Origin of the sequence: Ichthyenterobacterium magnum (genome assembly GCF_003610635.1) — a bacterium.
In the GTDB taxonomy this organism is placed as follows: Bacteria; Bacteroidota; Bacteroidia; order Flavobacteriales; family Flavobacteriaceae; genus Ichthyenterobacterium; species Ichthyenterobacterium magnum.
Genome location: NZ_RAQJ01000001.1, coordinates 551,465 through 565,741, shown reverse-complemented (window position 1 = coordinate 565,741; position 14,277 = coordinate 551,465). Strand labels below are relative to the sequence as shown.

The 14,277-nt window shown below is 32.5% G+C and carries 16 protein-coding genes; 15 read left to right on the top strand and 1 reads right to left on the bottom strand.

What is annotated here, in order from left to right; translation table 11 throughout:
• The 8 genes from BXY80_RS02730 (at nucleotide 1) to BXY80_RS02695 (ending at nucleotide 5,544) form a co-directional block, all read left to right on the top strand.
• Complete coding sequence (locus BXY80_RS02730) at nucleotides 1-636, top strand: cell envelope biogenesis protein OmpA (RefSeq protein ID WP_120199673.1); 636 nt, start codon at nucleotides 1-3, stop codon at nucleotides 634-636.
• Nucleotides 636-1,190: a crossover junction endodeoxyribonuclease RuvC gene (ruvC, locus tag BXY80_RS02725; RefSeq protein WP_120199672.1), complete on the top strand. Its 555-nt coding sequence runs from the start codon at nucleotides 636-638 to the stop codon at nucleotides 1,188-1,190. The genes BXY80_RS02730 and ruvC overlap by 1 nt, the downstream gene beginning before the upstream one ends.
• 5 nt (nucleotides 1,191-1,195) lie before the next feature.
• Nucleotides 1,196-1,936 (top strand): DUF3667 domain-containing protein, encoded by a 741-nt coding sequence (locus BXY80_RS02720; protein WP_120199671.1) that lies wholly within the window; start codon nucleotides 1,196-1,198, stop codon nucleotides 1,934-1,936.
• A complete protein-coding gene (gene hemW, locus BXY80_RS02715; RefSeq protein ID WP_120199670.1) occupies nucleotides 1,936-3,069 on the top strand; it encodes a radical SAM family heme chaperone HemW in 1,134 nt (377 codons plus the stop codon). Before BXY80_RS02720 ends, hemW begins: the two co-directional genes overlap by 1 nt.
• A gap of 87 nt (nucleotides 3,070-3,156) precedes the next feature.
• Complete coding sequence (locus BXY80_RS02710) at nucleotides 3,157-3,909, top strand: cyclase family protein (protein ID WP_120199669.1); 753 nt, start codon at nucleotides 3,157-3,159, stop codon at nucleotides 3,907-3,909.
• Nucleotides 3,910-3,965: 56 nt separating this feature from the next.
• A complete protein-coding gene (locus BXY80_RS02705; protein ID WP_120199668.1) occupies nucleotides 3,966-4,574 on the top strand; it encodes a DUF4230 domain-containing protein in 609 nt (202 codons plus the stop codon).
• Complete coding sequence (locus tag BXY80_RS02700) at nucleotides 4,571-4,930, top strand: MmcQ/YjbR family DNA-binding protein (protein WP_120199667.1); 360 nt, start codon at nucleotides 4,571-4,573, stop codon at nucleotides 4,928-4,930. The genes BXY80_RS02705 and BXY80_RS02700 overlap by 4 nt, the downstream gene beginning before the upstream one ends.
• A gap of 35 nt (nucleotides 4,931-4,965) precedes the next feature.
• The gene (locus BXY80_RS02695) at nucleotides 4,966-5,544 is read left to right on the top strand and encodes a PhnA domain-containing protein (protein ID WP_120199666.1); all 579 of its coding nucleotides are present in this window, start codon (nucleotides 4,966-4,968) and stop codon (nucleotides 5,542-5,544) included.
• A gap of 129 nt (nucleotides 5,545-5,673) precedes the next feature.
• On the opposite strand, the gene BXY80_RS02690 is transcribed toward BXY80_RS02695, so the two are convergent.
• A complete protein-coding gene (locus BXY80_RS02690) occupies nucleotides 5,674-6,525 on the bottom strand; it encodes an AraC family transcriptional regulator (RefSeq protein ID WP_120200336.1) in 852 nt (283 codons plus the stop codon).
• A gap of 159 nt (nucleotides 6,526-6,684) precedes the next feature.
• Between BXY80_RS02690 and BXY80_RS02685 the strand changes: the two genes are divergently transcribed.
• The 7 genes from BXY80_RS02685 (at nucleotide 6,685) to BXY80_RS02655 (ending at nucleotide 14,272) form a co-directional block, all read left to right on the top strand.
• Nucleotides 6,685-7,599, top strand: a complete 915-nt coding sequence (locus tag BXY80_RS02685; protein ID WP_120199665.1) for a dihydrodipicolinate synthase family protein — start codon at nucleotides 6,685-6,687, stop codon at nucleotides 7,597-7,599.
• 53 nt (nucleotides 7,600-7,652) lie between these two features.
• On the top strand, nucleotides 7,653-7,922 hold the full coding sequence (locus BXY80_RS02680) for a DUF1272 domain-containing protein (protein WP_120199664.1): 270 nt from the start codon (nucleotides 7,653-7,655) through the stop codon (nucleotides 7,920-7,922).
• Between the two features lie 114 nt (nucleotides 7,923-8,036).
• A complete protein-coding gene (locus tag BXY80_RS02675; RefSeq protein WP_120199663.1) occupies nucleotides 8,037-9,620 on the top strand; it encodes an aldehyde dehydrogenase (NADP(+)) in 1,584 nt (527 codons plus the stop codon).
• Between the two features lie 2 nt (nucleotides 9,621-9,622).
• Entirely contained in the window at nucleotides 9,623-10,630 is a 1,008-nt protein-coding gene (locus BXY80_RS02670) for a 4-hydroxyproline epimerase (RefSeq protein WP_120199662.1), read from the top strand.
• A 118-nt stretch (nucleotides 10,631-10,748) separates the two neighbouring features.
• Nucleotides 10,749-11,996, top strand: coding sequence for an NAD(P)/FAD-dependent oxidoreductase (locus BXY80_RS02665; protein ID WP_120200335.1), 1,248 nt, complete (start codon nucleotides 10,749-10,751; stop codon nucleotides 11,994-11,996).
• 73 nt (nucleotides 11,997-12,069) lie between these two features.
• A complete protein-coding gene (locus BXY80_RS02660) occupies nucleotides 12,070-13,803 on the top strand; it encodes a DUF885 domain-containing protein (protein WP_120199661.1) in 1,734 nt (577 codons plus the stop codon).
• Nucleotides 13,804-13,990: 187 nt separating this feature from the next.
• Nucleotides 13,991-14,272: an STAS domain-containing protein gene (locus BXY80_RS02655; RefSeq protein WP_120199660.1), complete on the top strand. Its 282-nt coding sequence runs from the start codon at nucleotides 13,991-13,993 to the stop codon at nucleotides 14,270-14,272.
• Nucleotides 14,273-14,277: the final 5 nt, after the last annotated feature.

The following is a 14,277-nucleotide window of genomic DNA, read 5'->3' as shown; positions in this document are numbered from 1 at the left end:
ATGACCTCAAATTTTAAAAACGAAACGTATAAAATAATGGCTTTGCTATTGTTTGTATCAACATTTGCATTTGCGCAAAGAGATATAAATAAATGGAAAGCTCAAATAGCAATTGGTTTAAATGGACCATCACAATCTGGTTTTGTTGATGGGTTTGAAGGTAAATCAGTTAACTTTCCTACAGTTAATTTAGGTTTTCAACGTATGTTTAAACCACAGTTTGGTGCAAAATTAGATTTTGGTTTTAATCGTTTTTCAAACGCAGATAATACTGCAGAGTTTAAAGCTAATTATTCTCGTATTAATGCACAATTTGTTTATGATCCAACACAATCAATTACATTTTTACCAGAACGCTTAGGTGTAGAAGCACATGCAGGACCAGGATTTTCATTTGTAAAACCTTTAGGAAATTACGGTGCAAATAAGCTGTCGTTTTTAAATGTTATGGCTGGATTTGAAGTGCATTATGGTATAACCAAACGTATGTCTATTTATACAGATGTATCTTATATTTTAGGTCTCGGAAAAGATTTTGATCCAATTACTAAAGGTTATGGTTCGTTTAATGGTAATTTACTTAATGTAACCTTTGGTGTTACGTTTTCGTTAAGTGGCTGTCAATATTGCGATTAATGAGCAAAGAAAAAATTATACTAGGCATCGATCCAGGAACTACCATAATGGGTTTCGGACTCATAAAAGTAGTTGGAAAGAAGATGCAATTTATACAATTAAACGAGCTAGATTTAAAAAAGTACAACAATCATTACTTAAAACTCAAGCTTATTTTTGAACGTACTGTTGAACTTATAGATACTCATCATCCAGATGAAATAGCCATTGAAGCACCTTTCTTTGGAAAGAATGTACAATCTATGTTAAAATTAGGAAGAGCTCAAGGTGTTGCTATGGCAGCAGGTTTAAGCCGAGAAGTACCAATTACAGAGTATGCGCCAAAAAAAATAAAAATGGCAATTACAGGAAATGGTAATGCGAGTAAAGAGCAAGTAGCTAAGATGCTTCAGAGTTTATTAGGCTTAAAAACCTTGCCTAAAAACTTAGATTCTATGGATGGTTTAGCAGCTGCTGTATGTCATTTTTATAATGAAGGTCGCGTTGAGGTTGGTAAGAGTTATTCTGGATGGAGTGCTTTTGTAAAGCAAAACGAAAATCGCATTAAGAAATAATTTTTATGGATAATCTTAAAACTTGTAAAAACTGTGATTCAAAAATTACTAGTAATTACTGTGAAAATTGTGGGCAACGTACTTCCATAAACAAAGTTACTTTTTCTGAAACATTTAATGATATTATTGATGCAATGTTTTCTCTTGATGCTCCTTTATGGAGAACAATAAAAACATTGATTGTAAATCCAGGAAAGCTTTTTAGAGATTTTTTATGTGGTAAACGAAAAACTTATTATAAGCCAGTTTCATTTTTTATATTAACAACTATTATTTATGTAATTGTTAAAACGCTTTTAAACTATGATCCTATGCAAAACATTGCACAGGTTCAACATGAATCTTTAGACATAAGTCTGTTTAATAAAGCAGGTGTGTTTATGGCAAAAAACATTAATAATATCATTTTTACTTTTGTGTTTTCTTTTGCCATTATGATGAAAGTTTTTTTCTTTAAAAAATATTCTTTACCTGAATATTTAGCCGTTTCATTCTATATAGTTGGTTTCTATATCATAATTACTACACTTATGATATTTGGACTCAAGTTTGGAAATCCTCAATATAAAATGTTGCCTTTTATATTACTACTTGTTTATGTTCTGTATGCGCTTTCGTCATTTTTTCAGAAGAAAAGCTTATTGACTATTATAAAAACCTTTTTAGTTTATTTTTTCGCTATTGTACTTTATATGTTTTTAGGTTATGGAATTTCTTTTCTAATAGTATGGCTTAAATCTGTATAATGGCAGGAATCTACATTCACATACCATTTTGTAAACAAGCATGTCACTACTGTGATTTTCATTTTTCAACATCTTTTAAAAAGAAAAATGAGTTAATACATGCGCTAATAAAAGAATTAGAATTACGCAAAGATGAACTTGAAAACCATACTATAGAAACCATCTATTTTGGTGGCGGAACACCTTCATTATTATCTAACGATGAAATAGAATTAATAATTAATTCAGTTTACAAGAATTATCAAGTAATTGATACTCCAGAAATCACTTTAGAAGCGAATCCTGACGATTTAACCAATCAACGAATAAACGATTTAGCAAATACACCAATAAACCGTTTAAGCATAGGTGTTCAATCATTTTTTGAAGACGATTTAAAACTCATGAATCGAGCGCACAATGCTGTTGAGGCTAAAGCATGTTTATCAACGGCAACTCGTTACTTTGATAATATCACAATCGATTTAATTTACGGAATCCCTAATTTAAGCAATCAACAATGGCGAGAAAATTTGAATGTTGCTTTTGGTTTTGACATTAATCACATCTCAAGCTATGCACTAACTGTAGAACCAAAAACAGCTTTAGATGCATTTATAAAACAAGGCAAATACCCAAGTTTAGATGAGCAACAAGCTCAGGAACAATTTGATATTTTAGTTGTCGAAACCCAAAAGCAAGGCTTTGTACATTATGAGATTTCAAACTTTGGAAAGCCTAACTATTTTTCTAAACACAATACGAGTTATTGGTTAGGAAAACCGTATTTAGGAATCGGTCCATCTGCACATTCATTTAATGGCAAGCAACGCAGCTGGAATGTTAGAAACAATTCTAAATACATTAGAAGTATTGCTGTAGGAATTTTACCAAATGAGATAGAAACCTTATCAAAAAATGACAGCTTTAACGAATCGATAATGATAGGTTTGAGAACCATTTGGGGTATTTCTTTAACAACTATTGAGCAAGTGTTTGGAGCTAGTTATAAAACACATTTATTAAGCACTGCTAAAGAGTATATATCACAAGGATTGCTTGAAGTTTCTAATACAGATAATACATTAAAAACAACGCAAAAAGGTCAATTTTTAATTGATGGAATTGCCTCAAACTTATTTATGATAAACTAATTGAAATTCTTATTTTTACTAAAAAGCAATACTAATTTGGTGTTTTGTTTGACTGACAACTAAATACTGTAAACTGACGACTAAAAAGTGCTCGCAACCATTCAATACAATTCTAAAAAACTTAAAATAGATTTATCAAAACCATTAGATATTTCTATTCCGCTTAAAGCTTCAAAAAATAATGTAAATGCATGGTATTTAGACGAGCCAAGTATTAAACCTGTTGTATTTGATGATTTAACAGTAGCTGTAAAAGAAGGTGCATCTGTTAATTTTAATAGTATTCAGTTTAATCCTCATGCACACGGAACACATACAGAATGTGCTGGTCATATTACAGAAAAAGTACACTCTATAAATAAAAATTTAAAGCAGTTTTTCTTTTTGGCAGAAGTTGTTACAGTTGCTCCAGAAAAACATGAAGACGATTTTGTAATTTCTAAAAAACAACTTCAATTTGCTTTAGGCAACAAAAAGCGAGATGCTATTATTATTCGTACAATACCAAATACAACTGAAAAATTGTCTAAACAATATTCAAATACTAATCCAACCTATGTGTTAGAAGAAGCTGCAGAGTACCTTAAAAAGAAAGGGATAAAGCATTTATTAATAGACTTACCAAGTGTAGATAAAGAGAAAGATAATGGCGAACTTTTATCACACAACGCATTTTGGAATACTAAAGGGAAATTACGATTAGATGCAACAATAACTGAGTTTATTTTTGTACCTAATAATATAGATGATGGCTGTTATTTTTTAAACTTACAAATAGCGCCTTTTGAGAATGACGCTTCACCAAGTAAGCCTATTTTGTACAAAATAGAAGAAGATTAAATTTTGGAATACTAATTGCTTTAGGAGTTATGATAATAAAATAAACCAACAAAATAATGGAAGCCTTTTTAGGAATTGTAATTGGAATATTGCTAAGCTTAGTTGTAGTAACTTATGTTAAATCGCTCAAGAAAAAAAGTTTAGTTAAAGCACAATCTGTATTGCTTTTAGATAAAATAAAAACCGTTTGTAAATTTATTACCGTTGAAGGAGATTTTGCAGAAATTTATCATTATGAAGATGTAAAAGAAAAGTTTTTAAAGATGATAAGCAGCAAAAAAAAGGCGTTAGTTGTTGTAAATGCTAAAGCTCATGTTGGCTATGATTTGTCTAAGATCCAATTACAGGCAGATAAAGATTCAAAGAAGATTTTTCTGAATCATTTTCCTCAACCTGAAGTGCTAAGTGTAGAAACTAACCTTAATTACTACGATAAAAAAGATGGGTATTTCAACAAATTTGAAGCATCTGACCTTACAGAGTTACACCAAGAAGCAAAGAAACATATTCATGATAAAATTCCTGAAAGTGGTTTAATTCAAGCTGCTCAAAAAGAAGCATTACAAACTATTGGTTTGATGGAAAGCATTGTACAAACGTTAGGCTGGGAGCTAGACTTTTCCGCTTTAAAGATTGAAGAAAAGCCGCAAAAACTCATTAAATGAATATAGAACAACTTTACGAGTATTGCCTCAATAAAAAGGCTGTCACAGAACATTTTCCGTTTGATGATAATGTTCTCGTGTTTAAGGTGCTTGGAAAAATGTTTTTGTTAACAGGGTTAGATACTTGGGAAAAAGGTGAAGCCGCAATTAATTTAAAATGTGATCCAGATTATGCATTAGAACTTCGTGAAACCTACGAAAGTGTCGAGCCAGGTTATCATATGAGTAAAAAACACTGGAACACTGTTAGGGTTTATAAAGGAGAGATTTCACCTAAACTATTATCAGAATTAATAGACCATTCGTATGATTTGGTTGTTAAAAGTTTACCAAAAAAGATAAGAGCAAGCTTATAATAATAAATGTACTTTTGCAAAATAAAATTGAGATAATGAGTTTAGAAAGAGAATTAAAAAAGAGAGCAGACCATAAATGCGAATTATGTAGTAATGACGAACATTTGCAAGTATATACACTTGCTCCAGCAAAAGAAGAAAGCTTAGATAAATCTTTACTTGCTTGTAAAACTTGTGTGGGCCAAATTGAAGACAAAGAGACTACAGATGTAAACCATTGGCGCTGTTTAAACGATAGTATGTGGAGCGAGCATCAAGCTGTACAAGTAGCAGCTTGGAGAATGCTTTCTAGATTGCGAAATGAAGGTTGGCCGCAAGACTTGTTAGATATGATGTATATGGAAGATGAGGTTCTAGAATTTGCTAAAGCCACAGGCGAAGGCGAAGCCGACCCTGAAAAATTAATTCATCGCGATGTTAATGGCGTCGTTCTACAAGTTGGAGATTCTGTAGTATTGATTAAAGATTTAAAAGTGAAAGGTTCAAGCATGATTGCTAAACAAGGAACAGCTGTACGAAACATTCGTTTAGATCATGAAAACGAAAAATATATCGAAGGTAAAGTTGGTCCTACGCTAACGGTTATTATTACAGATTACGTAAAAAAGATATAAAAGTAGATCTTGGCATTTGTCAAAACTTCCATTAAATTGTCATTTTGAGCGGAGTCGAAAAATCTCAAATAGTTATAAATCAAAATTTTATTTTATTGAGATTCTTCATTTCTATTTTGAATGACACTTTTAAAACAGCCTCTTTTGTTTCCTAAACTCAGAAGGATTCATTCTTTTTATCGTTTTAAATTGTCTATTAAAGTTAGATAGATTGTTAAATCCAGTACGTTCAGCAATTTCTATAACGGACAATTCTTTTTGAGTTAATAATAGTTTGCACGCATGGTCTATTCGTAATTCGTTTAAAAATTGAACATAGGTTTTATTGGTTCGTTTTTTAAAGTATTTACAGAAGGCATTTTTAGTCATATTAGCAACTTCTGCGATGGTGTTTAAAGAAATATTGAAGTTATAATTATCCATGGTATAATCAAACACATCACGCATTCTGTTCCCTTCAATGTCAGTGTATGTTTTATCATAAATAAAAGACGACAAGCTTTTGTAATTGGCTTTACTTATAGTTTGAAGCAACTCTAATAATAGAATAAATTGCCTCATTTTAGAAGCAGATTTAAGTTGAAAAAAAAGTGCTTTCAATGATTTTTTATGAGACATCACTTTAAAACCTTGTTTGCTGCGTTTAAAGAAGTTATTAGATTCTTTTAATTCTTCAAGTTGAAAAAAAACATCTCCAAATGAGGATTCCGTGAAAAAGAGAGTCAGCATATGAGAACTCTTATTGGATTGCATATCACTTTTAAAAACATGCGGAATATGACTACCAATAACTAAAACATCATCAGGCTTATAATAATTTATAGTGTCTCCAACAATTAATGTGCCTTCACCTTCAATAATATAACTTAACTGAATTTCTTCGTGCTGATGCAGTTTGTCAAAAAAGAAGTCATCCTTGTCTTCTTGAAAGATAAGTGTATCAAATTCTGGTTTCGGTATTTTAAAAGGAAGAACTTTCATTTTATGCTGAACTTGATTCAGTGCTTCAAAATTACGCAAATACTATTCGTTTTTATATATTAAACAAATAATAAGGATAATATAGTATTCTATTTGGATAAATCTATAACAATTATATTCGTTTTCATAAAGTAATTTTACTTCATCAAAAAATAACTTATGAGTATTAAATGGAAAGGCGTAATGCCAGCAGTAACAACCAAGTTTACAGATAAAGATACTTTAGACTTGCATATGTTTGAACATAATATCGAAGCGCAATTAGAAGCAGGTGTGCATGGTATTGTTTTAGGAGGAACTTTAGGTGAAGCAAGCACCTTAAGTGATGACGAAAAACGCATACTAACAAGAACCTCAGTTGACATCGTTAAAGACAAAGTTCCTGTGCTTATTAATATTGCTGAACAAACCACAAAAGGTGCAATTGCGGCAGCTCAAAAAGCAGAAGAAGATGGTGCAAAAGGTCTCATGATGTTACCACCAATGCGTTATAAATCTGGAGATAGAGAAACGGTTGAGTATTTTAAAGCCGTTGCCAACAACACGTCATTGCCAATAATGGTGTATAATAATCCAGTAGATTATAAAGTTGAGGTGACTTTAGATATGTTTGATGAGTTATTAAAATGTAATAATATTGAAGCTGTAAAAGAATCGACAAGAGATATCTCTAATGTAACCAGAATTAAAAATCGTTTTGGAAATCGCTTAAAAATTATGACTGGAGTTGATACCTTGGCTTTAGAGAGTTTACTGATGGGAGCAGATGGATGGATTGCTGGATTAGTCTGCGCATTTCCAGCAGAAACGGTTGCTATTTATGAGTTGCAAAAAGCAGGACGAATTCAAGAAGCACTAGAAATCTACAGATGGTTTTTACCATTGTTAGAGTTAGATATTAACCCTAAATTAGTACAGAACATTAAATTAGCAGAAGTAGCCACAGGAATTGGAACCGAAAACGTTCGTGCACCTCGTCTAAATTTACATGGCGAAGAGCGAAAACATGTTTTAAAAGTTATTGAAGATGGTTTAAAAAATAGACCAACATTACCGGATTATAAAAATTTATAATTAATATGAAATGCCACCTTGAGCGTAGTCGAAAGGTTTATCACAAATAAAATATGCTAGAAATAAGACCAACTTGCGAACATTGTAATAAAGATTTGCCTTTCAATTCTAAAGAAGCAATGATTTGTACGTTCGAATGTACCTATTGCAAAGATTGTGTAGAGAATATTCTGCATGAGATTTGTCCTAATTGTGGTGGTGGATTTGAAAAACGGCCAATTCGTCCAGAGCGTTTGTTAGAAAAATATCCAGTATCAACCAAAATTGTTCATAAACCAGTTGATTTGGAAAAGCATAAAGAGAGAATTAAGAATAACAATTAATATTGATTTGTCATTCCGCACTGTCCCACTGAGCGTAGTCGAAGTGAGATGCGGAATCCACATTTTGAGTAAAAACTTTAAGGTTCCCATTTTCATGGGAATGATGTAAACATCATGATAACAGGAAAAAATTATATAGGAAATCAATTGTCTGCTAAAGGAACTAAGGTTTATAAGACCTTTAATCCAAAGTTGAATATTGAAAACTCAAACATTTTTACAGAAGCAACTTCTGAAGAAATAAATGAAGCAGTTAATCTTGCTTCTACTGCTTTTAAAACATTTAGAACACTTTCAGGAAAACGAAAGGCAGAATTTTTAAATGCGATTGCAGATGAAATTTTAGCACTAGATGACAAATTGATTAAAACCTATTGTTCAGAAACGGGATTGCCAGAAGGACGAGCCAAAGGAGAACGTGGTAGAACTGTTGGACAATTACGAAGTTTTGCCGAATTAATTGCAGAAGGGTCTTGGGTAGAAGCAACAATTGATACTGCACAACCCGATAGAGAACCTATGCCAAAATCAGATATTCGTAAAATGCTCATTCCTTTAGGACCAGTTGTCGTGTTTGGAGCAAGTAACTTCCCGTTGGCTTATTCAACAGCAGGCGGAGACACAGCAGCAGCTTTAGCTTCAGGTTGCCCAATAATCGTTAAGTCGCATCCAATGCATGCAGGAACTGGTGAATTAGTAGCTTCTGCAATTGTAAAAGCAGCAGAAAAAACAGGAATGCCAAATGGTGTGTTTTCAAATATAAATTCAAGTGGAATAGAAGTAGGAGCTCAATTGGTAAAACATGCTGGCGTAAAAGCGGTTGGTTTTACAGGTAGTATTAAAGGCGGACGAGCATTATACGATTTAGCAGCGCAACGCGAAGAACCTATTCCTGTATTTGCAGAAATGGGAAGTATTAATCCTGTAGTTATTCTTCCTAAAGCTTTAAATAATAGAGGTAAAGCTCTAGCGAAAACATACGCTGGCTCAATCACATTAGGAACTGGACAGTTCTGCACTAATCCAGGATTATTATTGGGAATTAAAGGAGATGCACTATCAAGCTTTATTCAAGACTTGTCTAATGAGATTGTGAAAATAGAACCGTCTTGTATGTTGCACCCAAACATTATTGGAGCATATGAAAACCATAAGAAAAATGCTATTTCTCAACCCAATTTAACTGTTGTAGCAGATTACGAATCTGATGTACAAACAAATTATGCAAGGCAAACCATTGCAACAGTTGAAGGGAAAACATTTTTAGAAAATCCAACGCTTCATCAAGAAGTATTTGGACCTTTCTCGGTGGTTGTACAATGCGAAGATAAAAATCAATTAGAAGAAATAATTTCACAATTAGAAGGCCAATTAACAGGAACTCTAATTGCAGATGATAACGAAGTTGCAAACTATCCTGAAATAATTTCAGCTATGCAAAACCGTGTTGGACGAATTATTTACAATGGCGTTCCAACAGGAGTTGAGGTGTGTCCATCGATGGTTCATGGAGGACCTTATCCGTCTTCAACAGATAGTCGTTTTACGGCAGTTGGGATTCATTCCATAAAACGTTGGGTAAGACCTTTTAGTTATCAAGATTGGCCAAATGATTTGCTTCCAAATGAATTGAAAAATGAAAATCCGCTAGGTATTTCAAGATTAGTTAATAATGCGCAAACAACTAAAGCTCTATAAGAATGAAATCAACTTTTGTTTGTATTGATGCACACACTTGTGGAAATCCTGTAAGAGTTATTAAAGAAGGCGGTCCAAACCTCATTGGTAATACTATGAGTGAAAAGCGACAACATTTTTTGAAAGAATACGATTGGATTCGTAAAGGGTTGATGTTTGAACCACGAGGCCATGATATGATGAGTGGAAGCATTTTATATCCGCCACATAATCCAGACAACGATTTTGCCATTTTATTTATTGAAACTTCTGGTTGTTTGCCAATGTGTGGACACGGAACAATAGGAACAATAACCATTGTTATTGAAGAAGGTTTAGTAATTCCGAAGGTTCCAGGAAAAATTAGAATGGAAGCACCTGCTGGATTGGTTGAAATCGAATATCAACAAACAGGAAATAAAGTCGATTGGGTAAAATTGACTAACGTAAAAAGTTATTTAGCAGCTGAAGGATTAACTGTTGAATGCCCAGAATTAGGTGAGATTACTTTTGATGTTGCATATGGCGGAAATTACTATGCAATAGTTGATCCACAAGATAATTTTTCTGGAGTTCATGATTTTACAGCTTCAAAAATTACTCAATATTCACAAGTAGTAAGAGATAGAATTAATATAAAATATCGTAATCTTTTTGTGCATCCTGAAAATGAAACTATAAGAGATGTGTCGCATATGTTGTGGACAGGAAATCCATTAGATGCGAGCTCTTCAGGAAGAAATGCTGTTTTTTATGGCGATAAAGCCATCGACAGAAGTCCTTGTGGTACTGGGACATCTGCACGTTTAGCTCAACTATATGCTAAAGGCAAACTAAAAATTGGAGAGCCTTTTGTTCATGAGAGTTTTATAGGAAGCAAATTTATTGGTCGTGTAGAAGAAGAGACGCGATTAGATAATATAAAAGCCATTATCCCAAGCATTCAAGGTTGGGCAAAAGTATTTGGGCATAACACCATAACGATTGATGATGAAGATGACCCTTATGCTTATGGATTTCAGGTGATTTGATTTTATAAATCAAATCATTCCCAACTGTCAGACTGAGCTTGTCGAAGTCTTGATTGGGAATCTTTTTAATAGAAATTAATAAATGATGAGATACTGAAACAAGTTCAGTATGACAAAAATGAGTAAAGAAGTCATTGTTATTGGAGGCGGAATTATAGGCTTATGTTCTGCATATTACCTTCAAAAAGAAGGCTGTAAAGTAACGGTTATAGACCAATCTAATATGGATTCTGGAGCTTCTTATGTTAATGCAGGATATCTATCGCCAAGTCATATCATTCCTTTGTCTGCTCCAGGCGTGATGAAAAAAGGACTCAAATGGATGTTCGATAAGTCGAGTCCTTTATATATAAAACCACGTTTAGATTTAGACTTCTTAAAATGGACTTTAGCTTTTAATAAATCTTGTAATGCAAAACATGTTGCTAAAGCAATTCCAACTATAAAAGACATAGCTTTATTAAGTCAGGAGTTGTACGACGATATTAAAGATTCTGAAGGTTTTAGATTTCATTATGAAAAGAAAGGGCTTTTAATGCTATGTCAGACAGAAAAGGCCTTGGAAGAAGAAATAAAAATTGCAGCTGTAGCAAAAAATGAAGGTTTAGATGTATCTACATTATCTTCAGATGAGATAAATAAATTAGAACCCAATGCAACGATAAATTCAATTGGAGCGACGTATTATTTATGTGATTCTCATACAACGCCTCATGAATTTATGGAGGATATGAAAACACATTTAAAAAAATCTGGAGTTGTTTTTCGTTTACACGAAAAAGTTATTGATGTTGAAGTGGTTGGTGAAAAAATCACTTCAATTAAAACAAATAAAGCAACATTAAAAGCAGACGAATTTATTTTAGCTGCTGGCTCTTGGTCATCAATCTTAAGTAAAAAATTAGGAATAAACTTATTGCTACAAGCAGGAAAAGGGTATCGAATTAACACGAAACAAAAAACAGGAATTACAATTCCAGCAATTTTAACAGAACGAAAAGTTGCCATAACACCTATGAATGGGTTTACACGTTTTGCAGGAACTATGGAAATTGCAGGAATCAATCACGATATTAATAAGGTTAGAGTAGAAGCAATTGCTCAAGGTGTTCAGGAGTTTTATTCTAATATCAAAATATCAGAAACTGAAAAACAAAATGCAGCTTCGGGATTACGACCAGTTTCTCCAGATGGTCTGCCTTTTATTGGTAAATCATCTAAATGTAATAACCTAACTATTGCAACAGGTCATGCCATGATGGGTTGGAGTATGGCTACAGCAACTGGTAAATTAGTTTCAGAAGAAGTCATGCAAAAAAAGTCTTCGATGTCGCTAGATGTTTTTAATCCGGATAGAAGATTTTAGACTTACTTTATTCTTAGTAATACTTGTTGTAAGTTTGTTGACAGCGTATTGTAATTAATATAAATAGAAATTAATGAAGACTCATTTGAATATAATTTTAGTTCTAGTTGTAGTATCAGTTTTAAGTTGTAATAAAGCTGAAACAAAAAGCTCAACCTTGAATTTAGAAGCTATAATAACCAATTACCAAGACCATAAAGGATATGATGAAAAAGAGTATCCATTAGGATTTTTTACCAAGGAGTATTATAAAAGTGAAGCCGAATATGCTAAAACAGCCCTTAAGCAGCTTGCAGAAATTAATACTGAAGATTTAAGTGAAACAGAACAAATATCTCTAGATCTATTAAAATTTGTATTACAAGATCAAATTGATTTTTACGAATTTGAAAGCTATTTAAATCCATTATTATCAGACTCTGGATTTCATAGTAACTTAACATATGAAGTAAGACCTTTAGCTAATTACGAGCAAGTTAAAACGTATCTTAACAAACTAAATGCAATTCCAGAATTTGTAAGTCAGAATCTTGTAAACCTTCGTGAAGGTTTAGAAAAAGGTGTGTCTCAACCAAGAGTTATTTTTAAAGGTTATGAGTCGTCTTATGATACACATATTGTTGATAATTTTGAAGATAGCTTCTACTATTCGCCATTTAAAAACTTGCCAAATGATTTAACGCAAACTCAAAAAGATTCTGTTTTACAAGCGGCAAAAATTGCTATAGAAACTAATGTTACACCTGAGTTTCAAAAAATAAAAACATTTTTTGAAACCGAATATTTGCCTAAAACTAGAACCACACTTGGTGTTTCTCAAACACCAAATGGTAAAGAAAAATATCAAAACCGAATTAATTTTTATACAACAAGTGAGCAATACACAGCTGACGATATACATCAAATCGGTTTAAATGAAGTCGCTCGTATAAAGTCTGAAATGGAGCAAATTATTAAAGATTTAGACTTTAAAGGTAGTTTTGCAGATTTCTTACAGTTTTTAAGAACAGACGAGCAGTTTTATGCTAAATCTCCTGAAGAGCTTTTAATGATTGCTAGAGATATGGCTAAACGAGCAGATGCGCAATTACCACGTTTTTTTAAAACCTTACCTCGTAAGCCTTATGGTGTAGCTCCAGTACCTGATGCTATTGCTCCTAAATATACAACTGGAAGATATATTGGAACAGAAAAAGGAAGTACAGATCCTGGTTATTATTGGGTTAATACCTACAACTTGCCTAGTAGAACTTTATATACTATGCCATCTTTAACCGTTCATGAAGCGGTTCCTGGGCATCATTTACAAGGCAGTTTAAATAATGAATTAGGAGATAGTATTCCGCAATTTAGAAAAGATTTATACTTATCTGCTTATGGAGAAGGTTGGGGATTATACTGTGAGTTCTTGGCAGAAGATATGGGAATGTATACAACGCCTTATGAACAATTTGGAAAGCTAACTTACGAAATGTGGCGAGCTTGCCGATTGGTTGTCGATACAGGTATTCATGCTAAGGAATGGACGAGACAGCAAGTTGTAGACTATATGGCGGCAAATACAGCGTTGTCAATTCATGAAATCAATACTGAAACAGACCGTTATATTTCATGGCCAGGACAAGCATTATCGTATAAAATTGGAGAGTTAAAAATTAGAGAACTACTAAAAAAAGCCAAAAAAGAATTAGGTTCTAAATTTGATATAAGAGACTTTCACGAAGTTATTTTAGGTCAAGGTACTGTTACGCTTTCAATTTTAGAAGATAGAGTAAATGCGTATATTAATAAAGTGAAAAGTAGTTAAAAAAATGAGTGTTTTAATATTTTAACACCTGCAGTTTATCGATAAAAAATTACCATCTACAAGTCTAATCTTACCAATTATACATTTAATCGAAAAAGTGCTTGCTTCTTAAAATATTTTAAGATATTTATCTAGCATTCAAGCGATTAGTAGCCCTAAATGTATTGTTAACCAAATGCTATGTATTATGAGACTAGAAATTACAAATTACAACAACTATTTTAAGATTAAAGGTGATTTAAATCGAAACAATGTTCATCAATTTAAAAGTGAATTTAAACATGTTTTTGAAAATGCTGAAGCAATAACTATAAGTATAGAAGCTTTAGATAGCATAGATCGTTACGGTGTAAACGCTTTAGCGCAATTACATAACGAATCTTTAATCAAAAATAAACGCTTATCAATTATTGGTATGGGTTGTAAAGATTTGTATCAGCATTTTAAATCTGAAGAAGCTGCTGCTTAAAAAAA